Annotated in this window: 18 protein-coding genes and 1 pseudogene; 7 read left to right on the top strand and 12 right to left on the bottom strand. The window is 64.0% G+C overall.

The window, feature by feature from the left end:
* Window positions 1–123: 123 nt before the first annotated feature.
* Entirely contained in the window at window positions 124–483 is a 360-nt protein-coding gene (locus tag AC066Y_RS36920; protein ID WP_456722283.1) for a DUF427 domain-containing protein, read from the bottom strand.
* Between the two features lie 198 nt (window positions 484–681).
* Here AC066Y_RS36920 and AC066Y_RS36915 point away from each other — a divergent pair, with 198 nt between their 5' ends.
* Together AC066Y_RS36915 and AC066Y_RS36910 are read left to right on the top strand one after the other, a co-directional pair.
* On the top strand, window positions 682–918 hold the full coding sequence (locus AC066Y_RS36915; protein WP_021077843.1) for a BolA family protein: 237 nt from the start codon (window positions 682–684) through the stop codon (window positions 916–918).
* Window positions 919–948: 30 nt separating this feature from the next.
* Entirely contained in the window at window positions 949–2,130 is a 1,182-nt protein-coding gene (locus AC066Y_RS36910; RefSeq protein ID WP_478278143.1) for a low temperature requirement protein A, read from the top strand.
* Between the two features lie 9 nt (window positions 2,131–2,139).
* Here the strand turns inward: AC066Y_RS36910 and AC066Y_RS36905 are convergent, their stop codons facing one another.
* The 3 genes from AC066Y_RS36905 to egtB are packed head-to-tail and all read right to left on the bottom strand — an operon-like array spanning window position 2,140 to window position 4,840.
* Window positions 2,140–2,535 carry a DUF4345 domain-containing protein gene (locus tag AC066Y_RS36905; protein WP_478278142.1) on the bottom strand — a complete coding sequence of 132 codons (396 nt, stop codon included), beginning with the start codon at window positions 2,533–2,535 and terminating at the stop codon, window positions 2,140–2,142.
* 29 nt (window positions 2,536–2,564) lie between these two features.
* A complete protein-coding gene (gene egtD, locus AC066Y_RS36900) occupies window positions 2,565–3,533 on the bottom strand; it encodes an L-histidine N(alpha)-methyltransferase (protein ID WP_478278141.1) in 969 nt (322 codons plus the stop codon).
* A gap of 53 nt (window positions 3,534–3,586) precedes the next feature.
* Window positions 3,587–4,840 (bottom strand): ergothioneine biosynthesis protein EgtB, encoded by a 1,254-nt coding sequence (egtB, locus tag AC066Y_RS36895; RefSeq protein ID WP_478278140.1) that lies wholly within the window; start codon window positions 4,838–4,840, stop codon window positions 3,587–3,589.
* Window positions 4,841–5,132: 292 nt separating this feature from the next.
* On the opposite strand from egtB, the gene grxD reads away from it, so the two are divergent.
* The 4 genes from grxD to AC066Y_RS36875 are packed head-to-tail and all read left to right on the top strand — an operon-like array spanning window position 5,133 to window position 8,613.
* Window positions 5,133–5,465, top strand: coding sequence for a Grx4 family monothiol glutaredoxin (grxD, locus tag AC066Y_RS36890; protein ID WP_028336765.1), 333 nt, complete (start codon window positions 5,133–5,135; stop codon window positions 5,463–5,465).
* Window positions 5,462–6,013 (top strand): O-acetyl-ADP-ribose deacetylase, encoded by a 552-nt coding sequence (locus AC066Y_RS36885; RefSeq protein WP_478278147.1) that lies wholly within the window; start codon window positions 5,462–5,464, stop codon window positions 6,011–6,013. Before grxD ends, AC066Y_RS36885 begins: the two co-directional genes overlap by 4 nt.
* 49 nt (window positions 6,014–6,062) lie before the next feature.
* Window positions 6,063–7,349, top strand: a complete 1,287-nt coding sequence (locus AC066Y_RS36880; protein ID WP_478278139.1) for a serine hydrolase domain-containing protein — start codon at window positions 6,063–6,065, stop codon at window positions 7,347–7,349.
* A 1-nt stretch (window position 7,350) separates the two neighbouring features.
* On the top strand, window positions 7,351–8,613 hold the full coding sequence (locus AC066Y_RS36875; RefSeq protein WP_478278138.1) for a serine hydrolase domain-containing protein: 1,263 nt from the start codon (window positions 7,351–7,353) through the stop codon (window positions 8,611–8,613).
* A gap of 112 nt (window positions 8,614–8,725) precedes the next feature.
* Here AC066Y_RS36875 and AC066Y_RS36870 read toward each other — a convergent pair whose 3' ends face one another.
* The 8 genes and pseudogenes from AC066Y_RS36870 to murI all read right to left on the bottom strand — a co-directional run bounded on the left by AC066Y_RS36870 (window position 8,726) and on the right by murI (window position 17,208).
* Window positions 8,726–9,793 (bottom strand): threonine aldolase family protein, encoded by a 1,068-nt coding sequence (locus AC066Y_RS36870; RefSeq protein ID WP_478278137.1) that lies wholly within the window; start codon window positions 9,791–9,793, stop codon window positions 8,726–8,728.
* Window positions 9,794–9,833: 40 nt separating this feature from the next.
* On the bottom strand, window positions 9,834–10,112 hold the full coding sequence (locus tag AC066Y_RS36865) for a type II toxin-antitoxin system RelE/ParE family toxin (protein WP_478278136.1): 279 nt from the start codon (window positions 10,110–10,112) through the stop codon (window positions 9,834–9,836).
* Window positions 10,109–10,336: a hypothetical protein gene (locus AC066Y_RS36860; protein ID WP_478278135.1), complete on the bottom strand. Its 228-nt coding sequence runs from the start codon at window positions 10,334–10,336 to the stop codon at window positions 10,109–10,111. The genes AC066Y_RS36865 and AC066Y_RS36860 overlap by 4 nt, the downstream gene beginning before the upstream one ends.
* 133 nt (window positions 10,337–10,469) lie before the next feature.
* Entirely contained in the window at window positions 10,470–11,087 is a 618-nt protein-coding gene (rpsD, locus tag AC066Y_RS36855) for a 30S ribosomal protein S4 (protein WP_176530327.1), read from the bottom strand.
* Between the two features lie 267 nt (window positions 11,088–11,354).
* Window positions 11,355–11,516 (bottom strand): annotated as a pseudogene (locus AC066Y_RS36850) (acyltransferase); the annotation flags it as partial.
* A gap of 221 nt (window positions 11,517–11,737) precedes the next feature.
* Window positions 11,738–15,190, bottom strand: coding sequence for an ATP-binding protein (locus AC066Y_RS36845; protein WP_478278134.1), 3,453 nt, complete (start codon window positions 15,188–15,190; stop codon window positions 11,738–11,740).
* Window positions 15,191–15,573: 383 nt separating this feature from the next.
* Window positions 15,574–16,350, bottom strand: a complete 777-nt coding sequence (locus tag AC066Y_RS36840; protein WP_478278133.1) for an HpcH/HpaI aldolase family protein — start codon at window positions 16,348–16,350, stop codon at window positions 15,574–15,576.
* 60 nt (window positions 16,351–16,410) lie between these two features.
* Window positions 16,411–17,208 (bottom strand): glutamate racemase, encoded by a 798-nt coding sequence (gene murI / locus AC066Y_RS36835; protein ID WP_478278132.1) that lies wholly within the window; start codon window positions 17,206–17,208, stop codon window positions 16,411–16,413.
* A gap of 171 nt (window positions 17,209–17,379) precedes the next feature.
* Between murI and AC066Y_RS36830 the strand changes: the two genes are divergently transcribed.
* A complete protein-coding gene (locus tag AC066Y_RS36830; RefSeq protein ID WP_478278146.1) occupies window positions 17,380–17,943 on the top strand; it encodes a cytochrome b in 564 nt (187 codons plus the stop codon).
* Window positions 17,944–17,952 lie beyond the last annotated feature (9 nt).

The following is a 17,952-nucleotide window of genomic DNA, read 5'->3' as shown; positions in this document are numbered from 1 at the left end:
TCATGGCGAGTGTGGCGGCCCGGATGCGCGGAGGGTGGGTGTCAGCAACCGAATCCTACGCCACCTCAGCGGCTTACGCCACGCTCGCCAGCCTCTCAACAAGCCGCTGATGAATAAGACGGGCTAGGCGACTTCCTCGATCTTCACCTTGTCCGGATAGAAGGCGAGGTGGCCGGCGATCTCGGTCATGGCCGGAAAGGGCGCCTCATAGGTCCAGATCGCATTGTCCAGCGTCTTGCCGTTGGCCTTGATGCTGAAGTAGTTCGCATCCCCCTTATAGGGGCAATGCGTGGTCCGCTCGGTGCGGGTCAACAGCTCCATGTTGGCGTCCTGCCGGGGGACGTATTGCACGGCCGGATAGCTCGCTTCCTTCAAGGTCAGCGCATGGGTGGTCTCGGCGATGACGACGCCGTCGGCGGTGATGCGGACGCGCCTGGCATTGGGCGTGATCGTGATCGGATGGTCGGGGCCGGGGAGCTTCATGATTCTGCGCCTCTTCTGGTCATTTCGGCGTGATGGCTTGTGACCGATTGATGCAGGTTTAAATCGCTGGGAATGGGAATATAGTGTGCCCCGGAATGACCTAGAAGACCTCAAGCGCCGGGTTTTGTCTTGGGTTTTGTCTTGGTTTTCCTGGCCGAATCGGCCCTGATTCGAATGACCTGACGGAGGTGGACTGGGATGCCGATGGACGCCCGTGATATCGAATCGATGATCAAGGCAGCGATCCCTGATGCCGAGGTGACGATCCGTGATCTGGCCGGCGACGGCGACCATTACGCGGCCACTGTCGTTTCCGAGTCATTCCGCGGCAAGTCCCGCGTTCAGCAGCACCAGATCGTCTACCAGTCGCTGAAGGGCCAGATGGGCGGCGTGCTGCACGCGCTGGCCCTGCAGACCGGCGTGCCGGAAGGCTAGTCCCCGGCAACCGGGCGGGGGCCCCAAGCGATGGCAGATAATCCGCGCGGCGCGATGTTTCGCGTCATCGTGCCGAACCAACACAGCCGCGTCACCAATGCCGAGCTGTTCTTCGACCTCGTCTTCGTCTTCGCCGTCACGCAGCTGTCGCACACGCTGCTGCACCACTTCACCCCGCTGGGCGCGGTGCAGGTCACGGTGCTGTTCCTCGCGGTGTGGTGGGTGTGGGTCTACACCACCTGGGTCACCAACTGGCTCAATCCCGACCTGACGCCGGTCCGCCTGCTGTTGTTCGTGCTGATGCTGGGCGGGCTGCTGCTGTCGACCTCGATACCGTCCGCCTTCGAGGGCCGCGGGCTGTGGTTTGCGGGGACCTATGCTGCGATGCAGGTCGGCCGCACCGCGTTCTGGCTGCTGGCGACGCCGCGGCACCGGACCGCGGTGCGCCACAACGCAATCCGTATCCTGACCTGGCTGTCCTGCTCGGCCGTGCTCTGGGTTCTCGGCGGCTTTGCCGAGCACGAGACGCGGATGTGGTTCTGGATCGCGGCGCTGGCCATCGAGTACGTCGCGCCGGCTCTGCGGTTCTGGACCCCTGGGCTCGGCTTCTCCTCGATGGAGGCCTGGTCGGTCGAGGGCGGCCACATGGCCGAGCGTTGCGCCGGGTTCATCATCATTGCGCTCGGCGAGGCGATCGTGGTCGACGGCGCGACCTTTGCCGAGCTGACCTGGACGCCGGAGAATGTCGCCGCGTTCATCTCGGCGCTGGTCGGCAGCATCGCGATGTGGTGGATCTATTTCCACAAGGGCGCCGAGGCCGGCGCGGACATGATCTCCAAGTCGGAGGAATCCGGCCGCGTGGCGCGGATCGCCTACACCTATCTGCACATGCCGATCGTCGGCGGCATCATCCTCACCGCAGTCGCCGACGAACTGGTGCTGAAGCACCCGTCCGGCCATTCCGACCTGAAGACGATCGTGAGCTCGGTCGGCGGCCCCGCGCTGTTTTTGGTTGGGACCATCCTGTTCAAATACGTGATCCGCAACTTCCTGCAGCTCTCGCATGGCGTCGGCATCGTGGCACTTGCGATCACGGCCTATTTCGCCCGCGAGATGTCGCCGCTGGTGCTCTCGATCGTCACCACCGCGATCATGATCGTGGTTGCGGCGTGGGAATCGATCTCGCTGCGGTCGAGCGGGGAGGAAGAATAGCGCGGGTCGCTACCTGCGACCGGCCGTGGCCACGCGGTGCTGCCAGTAGACGAACAGCGGGGCGCCGATCACTTCGAGCGCGGTAAAGCCCACGAAGGGCAGCGGCGGCAGGCCAACCATCACCATCGACAGCAGCCGGCCGATGCCGCCGAGGAAGATGCCGCCCCAGACCACGCGGAACAGCACGCTCTCGCTTTCGATCCGCGGCACCAGCCAGAGCAAAGCGAGGCCGAGACCGAGCCAGACCCCGCCAAAGAAGCGCAGATTGCCGTCGAGCACCGGCAGCGCCGGAACACCCGACGAGGCGTAGAGCGGATCGCTCACGCCGAGCATGGTGATGATGCCGGTCAGGATAGGGACGAGGGCGAGCAGGGCCGTCGCGATCTGCAGCGCACGCCGGCCCATGATCGTTGCCCCATCCCGCGGTTTTGGTTCTAGTCCGCGACCAACGCGTGCACCGAGAACATCGTGTTGGCGTCGGTCCAGCTATCGCGCACCGTCCAGCCCGCGCTGCGGGCGAGCGCGGCGAAACGCTCGAGCGAGTATTTGTAGCTGTTCTCGGTGTGAATGCTCTCGCCCGGACGGAACGCAAAGGTGTTGCCGAGGATGCGCACGGTCTGCGCCTTACGGCTGATCAGGTGCATTTCGATGCGGTGGCGGTCGCGGTTGTAGATCGAGCGGTGGGTGAAGCCCGACAGGTCGAAATTGCCGCCGAGCTCGCGGTTGATCCGAACCAGCACATTGAGGTTGAAGCGCGCGGTGACGCCGGCCGCGTCGTTATAGGCGTCGTACAGCACGCGTTCGTCCTTCTCGAGATCGACGCCGATGATCATCTGCGCGCCGTGACCGAGGATCCTGCGCGCGCTGCGCAGGAAGGCCAAGGCCTCGCTTGGCTCGAAATTGCCGAGCGTCGAGCCCGGGAAGAAGCCGACCTTCGGCATGGCGGCGACGGCTTCGGGCAGCGCGAACGGCGTGGTGAAGTCGGCCGCGACCGGATAGATGTCAAGATCCGGGAAATCCCGGCGCAGGCCATCGGCCTGGGCCTTGAGGAAATCGCCGGAAATATCGACCGGCACATAAGCGGCGAATTCGCAGTGCTCGAGCAAGAGGCGCACCTTGGTGGTCGCGCCGGCGCCGAACTCGACCAGCGCCGCGCCGTCGGGGATGATCGCAGCGATCTCGTTGCCGCGGTCGCGCAGGATGCCAAGCTCGGTGCGCGTCGGATAATATTCCGGCTGCACCGTGATCTGCTCGAACAGCTCCGAGCCGGTGGCGTCGTAGAAATATTTCGGCGACAGCCGTTTCGGGTGACGGGCGAGATCGCCGATCACATCGCCGGCGAACGCCGAGGTCGCTTCGTCGAACGGATACGCTTTGGCCAAAGCGGCGGCATGCACATTCATGATACTCTCCCGAACGCGCTTACCGACGCGTCATCGATGTCGACAGGACTCAATCAGGCATAGTCGGCGAGGCGTAACCCCGTGAATTGCCAGCGATGGTGCGGATAGAAGAAGTTGCGGTAGGTGACACGGCTGTGACCGGCCGGCGTCGCCAGCGACGAGCCGCGCAGCACAAGCTGGTTGACCATGAACTTGCCGTTGTACTCGCCGAGCGCGCCTTCGATCGCGCGGTAGCCCGGGTAGGGCGAATAGGCGCTGCGGGTCCATTGCCAGACGATGCCGTAGGCGTCGTTGAGCAGGCCGGCGCGGGCTGCGACCTCCCATTCCATCTCGGTCGGCAGATGCTTGCCGGCCCAGCGGGCGAAGGCGTCGGCTTCGTAGTAGCTGACGTGGCAAACCGGAGCCTGTGGATCGATCGGCTGCAGACCGCCGAGCGTCATGATCTTCCATTCACCGTCGATCTCGCGCCAGTGGCCCGGCGCCTGCCAGCCTTCGTTGGTCACAGTGCCGAAGCCGTCCATCAGCCATAGCGTGGCGGTGGAATAGCCGCCGTCCTTGATGAAGGCGAGCCAGTCGGCATTGGTGACGAGGTTTTTCGCGAGCTTGACCGGGCCGACCAGCGCGCGATGCGCGGGCTTCTCATTGTCGAAATGGAAGCTGTCGTCGCCGTGGCCGACGGTGTGGATGCCCTCGTTGAGCGCCACCCATTCCTCGGGCCCGTGCTGCGATGCCGGGAAGCGCCACGCCGGATCGTAGGCCGGCGGGATCGGGTTCTGTGCGAAGGCATGCAGGATGTCGGTGTACATCAGCTCCTGATGCTGCTGCTCGTGATTGAGGCCGACCTCGACCAGCGGCACCAGCGCGTCGAGCCTGTCCGTGGTGGCGGTCTGGAAGAATTTCACCACCTCGGCGTCGACATGGCGGCGGTAGGCGGTGACTTCGTCGGCGGTCGGACGGGTCAGATGGCCGCGCTGGTGGCGGGCATGACGGGGGCCGGCGCTGACGTAATAGGAATTGAACAGATAGGCATAGTCCGGATGGAACGGCGTATAGCCCTTGACGTGCTCGCCGAGCAGAAACTGCTCGAAGAACCAGGTCGTGTGGGCGCGGTGCCACTTTGCGGGGCTCGCATCCGGCATCGACTGGATCAGCTGGTCTTCCGCCGACAGCGGCGCGGCTCGGCGCTCGGTCTCGTCGCGGACCGCGCGATAGGCGTCCACCAGCCGCTGCGCGAGCGATCCGGATTCGGAGGACAATGACGGGGGAGTGCCGGGAACGGCGGCCGCGGCAGAGGCTGGTTTCGTCAACGATAGTCTCCGATTCAAGGGGAGAACGTTGCTTCGGTAAACTGGTTCCAGACGGACAGTTCGTCCTAGATAGGGGCTCCGTTACGGGAAAAAAGCCTCCCCCATGATGATATTGGGGCCGTCAGATAATCCCGGCCCTTTTTGCGGTGCCGTCCGGCCCAGGCCGCATGCCAGATTTCCGCCATTTTGCTTTGGATGCACAATGGTTTGAGCTACATATATAGCCAGTCACGGGTTAGAAGGGTGGGCCGGCCCACAAGGCTTGAGAGCGCCGCCCCCGAAGGAAGCGAAAATGAGCATCGAGCAATTTATCGACAACGAAGTGAAGTCGAACGACGTCGTGCTGTTCATGAAGGGCACGCCGCAATTCCCGCAGTGCGGGTTTTCCGGTCAGGTCGTGCAGATCCTCGACCACATCGGTGTCGGCTACAAGGGCCTCAACGTTCTGGAATCGGCCGAACTTCGCGACGGCATCAAGGTCTATTCGAACTGGCCAACGATTCCGCAGCTCTATGTGAAGGGCGAGTTCGTCGGCGGTTGCGACATCATCCGCGAGATGTTCCAGGCCGGTGAATTGCAGCAGCTGTTTGCCGACAAGGGCATCCCGGTCGACGTGGCTGCCTGACCTTGACGGCGCGCCAGATCGGCAAGGCGCGGCTCGAAGTCATCGTTACCGACATCACGACCCTGCGCGTTGACGCTATCGTCAACGCGGCCAATTCGTCGCTGCTTGGGGGCGGCGGCGTCGACGGCGCGATCCACCGCGCGGCGGGGCCGGATCTGGTCGCCGAATGCCGTATGCTTCACGGCTGCAAGACTGGCCAGGCCAAGATCACCAAAGGGTATCGGCTGCCTGCCAGGCACGTCATCCATACGGTCGGCCCGGTGTGGAATGGCGGCAAGCTCGACGAGGACAGTCTGCTTGCATCCTGCTATCGCCGCTCAATGGAGCTCTGTGAAAAGCACGCGCTTGAGTCTGTCGCTTTCCCTGCGATCTCCACCGGCATCTACCGCTTCCCCGCGGATCGCGCCGCCGGCATTGCGGTCAAGGCCGTGGTCGACGCGCTGGCGGCCGCGCCCGGCGTCACACAGGTGATCTTCTGCTGCTTCTCGGCCCAGAGCGGCGAGCTGCATCAGGAGGCCCTGGACGCCTTCGGTAGCCCTTGTGCCTGATGATACCGCCGCTACACTTCCCCGTGATTTCCGGGGAGGGATCGATCAAATGCATTCACTTCGTTTGACGTGCGCCGCCGCAGCCGGCGCAGTGTTGCTGGCGGCATCGTTGGCGTACGCGCACACCGAGGGCACCTACGAGATTCCGGCGGGCGCGCATTTCAACCCCGACAAGCTCGCCAAGATCGGCGAGTTCTTCAAGAACGAGGTCGCGACCGGAAAGATTCCCGGCGCCATCGTCCTGATCCAGCAGCACGGCAAGCCGGTGTATCACGAGGCCTTCGGCGTGCAGGACGTGGTCAGCAAGGCGCCGATCACCGACAAGACCATCTTCCGCCTGGCTTCGATGTCCAAGTCGATCACCGCCGTGGTGTCGATGCAGTTGCTGGAGGAGGGCAAATACAAGCTCGATGATCCCGTCTCGAAATACATTCCTTCCTTTGCCGACGTGAAGGTCGGCGTCGAGAAGAAGGCCGAGGACGGCACCAAGACGCTCGAGCTGGTGCCACTGAGGCGGCCGATGACGATCCTCGATTTGATGACGCATACGTCGGGCATCACCTACGGCTTCTATGGCGACAGCCTGGTCCGCAAGGCCTACAAGGAAGCCAACATCTACGGCGGAGATTTCGACCTCGCCGAATTCGCCGAGCGGATCGCCAAGCTGCCGCTGCACAACCAGCCCGGCGAGCTTTGGCAATACGGCCATTCCACCGACATCCTGGCACGCGTGATGGAGCTGACCACCGGCGAGAAGCTCTCGACGATCGAGCGCGAAAGGCTGCTCGACCCGCTCGGGATGAAGGACACCGGCTTCTTCGTCACCGATCCCGAGAAGCAGAAGCTGATGGCGGAGCCGATGCCGAACGACAGCGACTTCCGGGTCGGCCGGATCAACGATCCGACCAAGGTCAAGAAATGGGAATCCGCCAGCGGCGGCATGGTCTCGACCATGGCGGATTATTCGCGCTTCGCCCAGATGCTGCTCAACGGCGGCACCCTTGATGGCAAGACCATCATGAAGCCCGAAACGTTCAAGGAATTGACGACGGATCGCGTCGGCCCGGCCTCCGGCGTCGCGCGCGACTTTTTCTACTTCCCTGGCGATGGCTTTGGCTTCGGGCTCGGGATTGCGGTGCGTACCGATCCGGGCACGGCGAAGCCGCCGCCGCCCGGCGATCTCGGCGAGCTCAAATGGGATGGCGCGAGCGGCTGCTATTATGTCATCGACCGCAAGCAGGACTTCTTCTTCGTGCTGCTGGAGCAGACGCCGACCGAGCGTCAGCGCATCCAGCGGACGCTGAAGCAGCTCGTCTATGAAGCCATGGAGAATTGACATGCGTGGGTGCCGCGCAGTCGTCGCGGCACTTGTGCTCGCGTTGGTCGCAACGGGTGCGCAGGCCGGCGCCGCGGGGCCGGCCGCGCACAGATTCTCTCCGGAGGGCCTCGCCAAGGTCTCCGACTATGTCAGGAACGAGGTCGCGACCGGGAAGATCCCCGGCGCGATCCTGCTGCTGCAGCAGCACGGCAAACCGGTCTACTACGAGAATTTCGGCGTTCGCGACGTCGCAACTGAATTCTCGATGAGCGCGGAGACCATCTTCCGCCTCTATTCGATGTCGAAGCCGATCACGTCAGTCATCGCGATGATGCTGGTGGAGGAGGGCAAGCTCGCGCTCAGCGATCCGGTGTCGAAATACATCCCGGCCTTTGCCGACATGAAGGTCGGCGTCGAAAAGCGCGGCGATGAGGGCAAGGCGACGATGACGCTGGAGCCGCTCAAGCGTCCGGTGACGATCGAAGACCTGATGCGCCACACGGCAGGACTGCCCTACGGCTATTATGGCGGCGGTGTCGTGAACAAGACCTACGCCGATGCCGGCCTGTTCGACAACAATCCCGACAATGCCGAATTCGTGGCGCGGCTCGCGGCGCTGCCGCTCGCCGAGCAACCCGGCACGCAATGGGACTACGGCCATTCCACCGACGTGCTTGGCCGTATCATCGAGGTGATCACAGGGAAATCCCTGTTTCAGGTCGAGAAGGAGCGGCTGCTCGGTCCGCTCGGGATGAACGAGACCGCATTCTATGTTGCCGATCGGGCGAAATGGCCGCTGATCGCCGAGCCGATGCCGAAGGATCGCATCATCAGCCCCGTCGCCGACGTCAGCGACCCGCGCCAGCCGCTGCGACGGGAATCCGGCGGCGGCGGCATGGTCGGCACCGTCGGCGACTATGCACGCTTCTCGCAGATGCTGTTGAACGGCGGCAGCTATGGGGGGAAGCGCTATCTGAAACCGGAAACCATCGCGCTGATGGCGTCAGATCACATCGGTCCCGAAACCGGTGTCGTGCGCGACAAGAACTATTATCCGGGGCCGAACTCCGGCTTCGGCCTCGGTTTCGCGGTCCGAACCTCGGTGCCGCCGAACACGTCCTGGCCGCTCGGCGAATATCGCTGGGACGGCGTCGGAGGCACGTTCTTCTTCATCGATCCCGCCGACGATCTGTTCGGGATCTTCATGGTGCAGACGCCGTCACAGCGCGGCCGGATTCAGCAGGAGCTGAAGACGCTGATCTACCAGGCGATGGGGCGGTAACCGGCTTCGTAGCCCGGATGCAGCGCAGCGCAATCCGGGGACGGTCTCGTCCGAGGCGCCAATCGCCCCGGATTACGCTTCGCTGCATCCGGGCTACAATCTGCGGCCGTAGCTACGCCCCGCGCACGATATCCCTGACGTGACCGATCGCTTCCTCGATCATCGCGGCCGTGACATCGAGATGCGTGCAGGCCCTGATCCGGCCGTCCATCATCGCGAGCGTCACCCCGCGCTTGCGCAGCTCGGCGACCATCTTGTCACCGGAGACGCCGGCGCCGTCGGGCTTGAAGAACACGAGGTTGGTCTCGGGCGCCTGCACCGCGATGCCGTTGATCTGCGACAGCCCGCGCGCCAGCGCCCGCGCATTGGCGTGGTCGTCGGCGAGGCGATCGACATGGTGATCGAGCGCGTAGATGCAGGCGGCAGCACAGATGCCGGACTGCCGCATCGAGCCGCCGAGCCGCTGCTTCCAGCGCCAGACGTCGTCGATGAAGGCGCGGGTGCCGGCGATCACGCCGCCGATCGGCGCGCCGAGGCCTTTGGAGAAATCGATCCAGGCCGAATCCCAGCCCGCCGTCATGTCGCGGGGCGAGATGCCGGAGGCGACCGTCGCGTTCAGGAGCCGCGCACCGTCCATGTGGGTCACAAGCCCATGATCCCTGGCGATGCGCACGACCTCGTCGAGCGCCGCCTTCTTCCAGATCGTGCCGCCGCCGATATTGGCGGTCTGCTCGACGCTGACCAGCACCTGCGTCGGCTGGTAGCGGGTGCGCGGATGCAGCGCGGCGCGGAAGGTCTCCGGCGTGAACTGGCCGTCATCGCCCGGCAGCTGCGTGATCTGGAAACCACCGAGCGCGGCATGCGCGCCGCCCTCGCGGGCGATGATATGCGCGGTCGCGTGCGCCAGGATCTCGTCGCCGGGGCGGCAATAGGCCAGCGTCGCCGCGACGTTGCACATCGTGCCCGACGGCATGAAGACGGCGGCTTCCTTGCCGAGCAGATCGGCGACGCGGGCATTGAGCTCATTGGTGGTCGGATCGTCGCCGACCTGCTCGTCGCCGACCTCCGCCCTCGCCATGGCCTCGCGCATCGCAGGCGTCGGCTTGGTTTGGGTGTCCGACAACAGGTTGATGCGGACGGCGGGCGCCTTGGGATCGGGCCGGGCAGGGGTGTAGTGCATGCTTTCCTCATCGCTCCGCGTTGGGTGAGCGGATTCGCTGCTAGCGTATTGGTCTCCGTGCAGCGTGACGAAACCGCATAATGATAATCTCGGTCGGCGTCACGCGATAGTCGATCAGGTAAGGATATGGCGTGGCGGGCAGCCGGCGGACGCCTGGACGGCTTGTCGCACGCCCCGCGCGGGGTTGTTCCTGCAGCAGCGCGACAAGATCCAGGATACGGTCGCGAATGTGGATTGCCCCTTGAGGCGATCGTGCCTCGACATAGGACAGCGCTTGATCGATCTGAACAAGCGCGCGTTGCGTGTAGCGGACGTTCACAGCCCGTGCTTTGTCCACATCGCACGAACTTCCTCGGCCGTTGCCAATTCGTCGCGCGCAATCTCGGCGTCGGCCTCGGCCAGATCGGCGTCCTCTTCCGGGGTCAGCTGGAGCGGCGGTTGGTCAACGCCGGCAAGCTGCAGCATGATACGCGCGAGCTCGTCCTGCTCCGTGTCAGGCAAATTTGAGACTGTGTCGAACGCCTGTTCGAGTAACCGGGTCATCGGCAAGAACCTCTGTGGGCGGCGACCTGCCAGGTCGTGCGCATGCAAGTCCTCGGCATAATAGTCGTCTCACGCTCAAACAAAAAGGCCCCGGCAAAACCGGGGCCTTTCGGATCTCGCAACGCTGCCGTGATCAGCGCGAATAGAATTCGACGATCAGATGCGGCTCCATCTGCACCGGGAACGGCACGTCGCCGAGCGCCGGGATGCGGACGAACTTCGCGGTCATCTTGCCATGATCGACTTCGAGGAAGTCGGGCAGGTCGCGCTCCGGCAGCTGGGCGGCTTCCAGCACCGGGGTGAGCTGCTTGGAGGATTCCTTGACCTCGATGGTGTCGCCGACCTTCAGCTTGTAGCTGCCGATGTTGACCTTGCGGCCGTTCACCTTGACGTGGCCGTGGTTGATGAACTGGCGCGCGGCGAACATCGTGGCGACAAACTTGGCGCGATAGACCACAGTGTCGAGACGGCGCTCGAGCAGGCCGATCAGGTTCTCGCCGGTGTCGCCCTTCAGGCGGCTAGCCTCGACATAGATGCCGTGGAACTGGCGCTCGGAAATGTTGGCGTAGTAGCCCTTGAGCTTCTGCTTGGCGCGGAGCTGCACGCCGAAGTCGGAGAGCTTGCCCTTGCGGCGCTGGCCGTGCTGGCCGGGGCCGTATTCGCGGCGGTTCACGGGGCTCTTCGGGCGGCCCCAGATATTCTGGCCCATGCGGCGATCGATCTTGTACTTCGCCTCACTGCGCTTTGTCATCGCGTCCTCTTTGATAGCCGTCGCACGAAGCGCCCGGCGTTTTGTCAGTTTCAGGTTTGAGGAGACGCGCCCTCCTGTGTACCGGCCAAAAGGCCCGTACCGACAGGTCCGCCTCGAAAGCTCGGGGAGAACCACGGGTCGCGAAACGCATCGCGGGCCGAAACCGGCCCGCGAGCAAGGTGGTCTTTAAGGAGAAAGCGCCGTCGTGTCAAACGAAACGCCGGGCATTTGGGCTCATTTCGGTGTCAAAATGGCCGTTTTGGCCCCTCAGAGGCGGTTTCCGACCGCCCGGACTGGCCTGACGTCGGTTTGCGGCCGAATCGCGCCCAGTTCAGCGGCGATTTCGTCCGCCAGCACCTGCTCGAGCCGGGTCAGGGTCCGAGCGATCAGGGCCGCGTCGCAGACCAGATGGTCCCAGCGCAGCAGCATCGGGCGCGCATTCCAGCGCCCCGTCGTTGGCTCTTCTCAGCCTCTCGAAATGACGTCGCCAAAGATCGAAATTGGTCGGCAGCATGACCACGATCGCGGATGGTCATGCCACGTGGCCCCGTCGGCAACCTTGCCTTCCAGTTCTCTCGCCATCGATCTCCGCCTTGCACGAACACCACAACAAGCGGCTTAAGGGCGCCCGGTACCTCAGACCCGCCTGGTCATTCATGATCTGCGGGCATTTCTATCCCCAGTTCATTCGCGAGCTCGAGCGCTTCCCTGACGTCAGGCGTCAGCAGACCTTCCGCGAACGTTCGCACGACAGGTCGCAGCAACTCCGCCGCTCGCGCGTGCTTGCCGGAATGTTGCCACAGCCGCGCCAGGCTGACAGCCGACCGCAATTCAAAGGACCGCGCGTTTTGCCTGCGCGCCAGCTCGATCGAGGAGAGGAATAATCGCTCGGCGGATTCGACCGACGATGATTGCCCACAATCCAGCGTCATCTCGCCCTGCAGACGATAGATCTCGGCTTCGTAGAAGTGCTCTCCCGTTCTTCTGCCGATCGCCGCTGCGCTGTCGAGCTCATGCCAGGCAGCATCCGGCAAGCCGGCGTTCGCATAGGCCTTCGCGAGCAAGCTTCTGAACCAGCAACTGGCAAGCCAGGCGTTCATGGCCTCGTAACCGTCGATGCCCGTTCGCATTTGGTGCAATCCGTGATCGACATCCCCAAGCTCTGTCATCGCCCATCCGCGCAGGATGGTTGTCTGATGCTTCCAATGCAGGAAGCCGTGTTCCGACGAGAGCATCAGCGCCCTGTTGGTGTAATCTCGGGTCCCTTCGACGTCGCGAAGATGCTGGCAAACGTAGGCGCCGAAGGTCAAGGCAAACGACAGCGTGAAGGGGTGGCGTAGACCCTCGGCCTCTGCAACGGCCTGCTGGCTGTACTGGCGCGCCGCGTCAGGACGGCCGAGAAACCACAAGAGATATCCGAGGTAGGAGAGCGAGACGACGCCGGGATGGATGCCGTGCGTTGCCGTCAAGGCACCGTGCAGCTCCGGACTGTACAGGCTCCTGAAGCGCTGAAGATGATGTTCGGCGGCCACAAATCGCCCACGGTACAGCATGGTCATCGCAATCGCCCGATGCGCCTCGATGAGATATCCGGTCTGTTGCGTCGGGGATGATCCCTGGTTCAAGGCCTCGCGCCTTGCGAACTTCAGAAGCTCCGCGCTCAGCTCGTGCGCGCGCCCGAGATCGCCGCGGATGAAGTGGCACACCCAAAGTCCGCGCGTCGCCGCAAAGACCTTCGCCCTGTCGTCAATATGCCGGCCGAGCTCGAGTGCCTGAACGTAGTTCTCCTCGACTTCCTGCACGGCATATCCCTTGGCCGCGATCAGGGCAGTACCCAGGGCGATGCGAAGCTCCAGCTCGGACTCGTTTCGTCCCTGCATGCCGGGCGAGCCTTGCAGAACCGCGAGCCCACGGCGCAAATGGCCGATCGCCTCCAGCGTGGCGCCCTTCATTGCGGCCTGCCTGCCTGCCTTGAGCCAGAAACCCGCGGCCGGCTCGCTTTGGCCCGATTCGGTCAGGTGGTAGGCGAGAAGTTCCGGCTCGCGTTCGGTCTTTTCCGGATATTTTTCGGCCAGCACACGTGCGATCCTGGCGTGCAGCGTCCGTCTTTCCCTGTGCAACAGGCTTTCATGCGCCGCGTTCTGGATCATCACATGCCTGAATGAGTATAGCGCCTCCGGCAGGACGCCGAAGCGGACCATCAAGTCGGCCGCCTCCAGATGGTTCAGGGCGGCTTCGACCTGGTCAGCCGGCGCATCGGCAACCTCGCGAAGGAGTTCATAGGTGAACTCGCGGCCGATGGTGGCGCCGATCTGCGCGATTTTCTTGAACGGCCCCATCCGATCGAGGCGGGCCATGAGGGAATCGTTCAGTGTCGCGGGAATAGCGAGCTGATGCCATGGACCGGACAAGACGTAGCGTCCATGTTGCTCGGTCAGGACGTCGGACTCGAGAACGGCTTTGGTCAGCTCTTCAAGGAAGAGCGGCACGCCATCGGTCTTGACGACGATGTCTTCAACCAGCTCCCGGGGAAGCTGCCTGTCTCCCGCCACGCGCTCGACCAATGTCGTGCGGACTTGCCGACCGAGACGTTTCAGGTTCGCAGTCACGGCATGCGTGCGTTCGTTCCAGCCCGGCTGAAACTCCGGACGACAGGTGATCACGACGAGGATCGATGTGTTGCGAATGCTTTCGACCAGCAGATCGAGCACGTCCCGCGAGGTGGGATCGATCCAATGTGCGTCCTCAAAATCGATCAGGAGAGGTCGCTCGCGCGCTTGCGCGAGCAGATGGTTGACGAGCGCAGCTACGGTCGCATCCTTCTGCTGCTGCGGCGAGAGATCCAGCGCCGCATAGCGGTCCCCGGTGGGAATTGAAAGCAGCGCGGCAAGGATCGGCACCACTGTTTCCGCTGCGCCATTTGAGGCGGCGACGTCAGCTTCAAGGCTGGCCAGGCCGAGCGCGGATGAGCTTTCGCCATCTAGGTCGAGCGCGAATTTGAGCTGCGCGATGAAGGGATGGAAGGCGGTGCTGCTGTAATAGGGAGAGCACTGGAACGAAACCTGCCCGTGCCGATCGCTTGCGATCCGCTCCCGCAGCTCCTGAACGATCCGGGACTTTCCAATTCCCGGCTCACCCGTCAGCAGCACAACTTGGCCCTCGCGGGCTTTCGCCTGCTGCCAACGCGTGAGCAGCAATGCCACCTCTTCGGTGCGGTTGACCAGCGGCGTCAATCTGGAGCCCATGGCTGCGGCAAATCGCGTTTCGGCGCGGGAGGGCCGGACCACAAGCCAGGCCTGAGCTTTCGCGGAGATTCCCTTCAGCGCGTGAAATCCGAGATCCTGGTAGTCGAACTTTCCTCTCAGCAGGGTTTGCGTCGAAGACGCGATGACGACGCCGTTTGGAGGCGCCAGGGCCTGCAGACGGGCAGCCAGATTGGGCGTCTCGCCGACCGCGGAATCGCGCTCGGCGGTGTCTTGTCCAACCAGATCTCCGACGACAACAAGGCCGGTCGCAATCCCGATGCGCACGCTGGGCCCATCACCGGTGACCCCGCCGGCGTCGGTCGTTCTCACCGCCGACAGGCTCCGTACAATTTCGAGCGCCGCGCGCACCGACCGCTCGGCATCATCCTCATGGGCATTCGGATAACCGAAATAGATCAGGATGCCGTCCCCGAGGTAGCGGGCCGCGAAGCCTTCGTACCTCTTCACTACGCTAACGCATTTTTCCCTGAAGCTCGCGATCATGTCGCGCACGTCTTCCGGATCGAACTGTTCGGACAGCGCGGTCGATCCGACCATGTCGCAGAACATCACGGTCAGTTGGCGCCGCTCGGCGGTCGCCGCCACGCCTTCGACGACGCTCGTCCCGCCCGCCGACCCCTTTACCGAACGGGCGAGGGGAGCGACCGCGCGCTGGAAGCGCTTGCGATCTCCGAGCGGAAGCCCAAGTGCGACCAGATCCTGCTCAGTGAGATCGGGCAGGATGTCCAAACCGATATGGTGCAGGACAAAGAGTTCGCTGTACTGGCCGAGCTCAACGGTTTCGAGCCAGTGCTTGAGAGCAGCCTCGGTATCCGCGCTTGGCTCTTTCTCCGGCATGGGACGTCCAGACTTAGGTCAGCTTGGCTGGGTACAGCTTGGCGTTACCGCGGCATTTCATGCAATTCCCCTTATCGGTTAGCTGCCTAGAGCGGGACCAGGAGGAGAACAACGGATGGGAACTCTGTTCACGGCCGGAGAACTACGGAAGGAACCCTGACCTTTCTAGTCCTGGAACTTACCCGCGCGAATTTGTCGGGTGCGCCTGACGGATGCCAATCGTGTCCTGCTGCATCCCGCTATAGTTCGGGCGGCTGATGAGGAACCGCGACGGCACGAGCGACGCGTCGATCGACCGATCGCCAGCTCGGCGAGCCAGCCGTTGAGGTCGCCGTCGAGGGCGTCATCACGGCGACAGTGCGTTCGCACCGTCGCTGTCACCTTCACCGCTTGATTCCCGCAAACGCCGCTGCAATGCCGCGCTGGAACAGCGACCAGTCGAACCCGAGCGCGAGCGCGAGGTAACCCCGCTCGATCATCGCATTGGCCTGCTCTGCGGTGCGCGCGACGCCGCCGATCGGCACGCCGCTCTTCATGATGCCTGCTTCGGCGCGCTGCATCAGCGCGACCACTTCGGGATCGTCAGGCAGGCCGCGCTTGTTGATCGAGGTGGCGAGATCACCGGGCCCGATCACCGCGAGGTCGATGCCGGGTGTCGCCATGATCTCGTCGATCCGGTTCACGGCATCGACATGCTCGATCGTGATCATGCAGATCATATCGTCGTCGGCGGTCGCCATGTAGTCGTTCATCGAGACGCCCCAGCGGAACGGCGCATGGAACGGCCCCCAGAGCCGGTCGCCCTTCGGCGGATAGCGCACGCTGCGCGCGGCCTTCTCGGCGTCGCCGCGGTTGCAAATCATCGGAAAGTTGATGCCGAGCGCACCGATGTCCATCGGCGCCTTGGCGAGGTGCGGCTCGTTGGCGGCGATCCGCACCATCGGCACGCATGGCGTCCCTGACGTGGCCACGATCATCGCATGCGCGGTGCCGAGATCGATCGGGCCATGCTCGAGATCGACGATGATCCAGTCCAGCGACTGCGCCATGATCTGCACGGTCTGGATGCTCGGAATGGTCGCGATCGCGCCGAAGGTCGGGCGCTTGTCGCGCCACGCCTTGCGCAGGCGGTTGAGCGGCGTCAGCGGTGCTGAGGTCAATGCAGTGCTCCCTCGATGAGGCGAGGGGAAGCTAGCAGCACATGGTGACGGCGAAAAGGATCAGGCCGGGACGCGGCCGCCGAAGAACGGCGTCAGCGCTTCTGTCAGTCTGTGCGGGCGCTTCGAGGTAAAGATCATCTCGGCGCCGGCCTCGTCGCATTCGGCGCCGGCAGGACCGAGCAAATCGGCGACGCGGCGGGCGATCGCGGGCGCCGGATCGATCCAGTCGACCGGCCATGGCGCGAGCCTGGTCAGGCGTTCCAGCAGCAGCGGATAATGCGTGCAGGCGAGCACGACGGTATCGGTGCGACCGGGGTCATTGGCGCCATCGCCGACGAAGCAGGGGGCGAGCTCGGCCGCGATGTCCTCGTCGCGCACCTTCTCGCCGCTGAGCGCGGCTTCGGCGAGCGAAGCGAGCTCGCCGGAGCCAACCAGGGTCACCTCGCAGCCCTGCGCAAAATCCGAGATCAGCTTGCGGGTATATTCGCGCTTCACGGTGCCCCTGGTGCCGAGCACCGAGACGCGCCTGGTTTTCGACGAGGCGCAGGCCGGCTTGATCGCCGGCACCGTGCCGACGAAGGGCAGGCGGTAGGCGTCGCGCAGATGCGACATCACCAGGGTGGATGCCGTGTTGCAGGCGATCACGACGAGGTCGGGCGCGTGGGTCTCGATCAGCTCGCCGACCAGCGGCACCACCCGGGCGATGATCTCGTCCTCGGTGTGGTGGCCATAGGGGAAGAAGGCGTCGTCGGCGACATAGACATAGTGCGCGTCGGGCCGGGCGTGGACGATCTCGCGCAGCACGGTGAGCCCGCCGAGGCCGGAATCGAAGACGAGGATGGTCGGGGGAGTGGACACGGTGAAAAGTCTATCCGAAGCAGGGTTACCATTCAGTTGTTTGGCTATCCGGCCTCTGCGGCCGACAAAAGGCGGTGAAGGCGGGAATTTCATATGGCCTTGACCTATCCCTGCAAGTATCACGGCAAACTATTGCTGCGACGTGCGAAATCCAAACGGGGCAACTCGACCATGATCCGCAATACGACCGCGAGCTGGGGCGCGCTCGCCCGCGCGTTCCACTGGGTGCTGGGCATGGCCATCATCGGCATGCTGGCCTATGGCTGGTGGATGAACCACTTCCCGGCACGGGCGGACAAGTTCTTCTACCGGTCGATCCATGCCGATATCGGCTATCTGGTGCTGCTGCTGACCGTGCTGCGGCTGCTCTGGCGCAGCTTCAATCCGACGCCGGCGCTGCCGGCCGACATGCCCGCCTGGCAGCGGATCGCCGCCCGCGTCAACCATGGCGCGCTCTATGCCGTCACCATCCTGGTGGCGATGCTGGGCTGGGCGCATTCCGGATCCCGCGACCAGGACTATTCGAGCTTCTTCGGCCTGTTCCACGTTCCCCAGATCACCTCGCCCGACAAGGCGGCGGCGGATGCCTTTGAGCACCGCCACATCTTCTTCGCCTACGTCTTGCTCGCACTGATCGTGCTGCACCTTGCCGCGGTCGCGTTCCATCATTTCGTCAAGCGCGACCGCGTCGCCGCGCGGATGATGGGAGCGGGCGAGGCGGACGGCGCCCGTTAGGCTCACGCG

This window comes from Bradyrhizobium sp. USDA3010 (assembly GCF_056429065.1).
The sequence above is the reverse complement of the archived record's forward strand: the minus strand, read 5'-3'. Positions and strand labels throughout refer to the sequence as shown.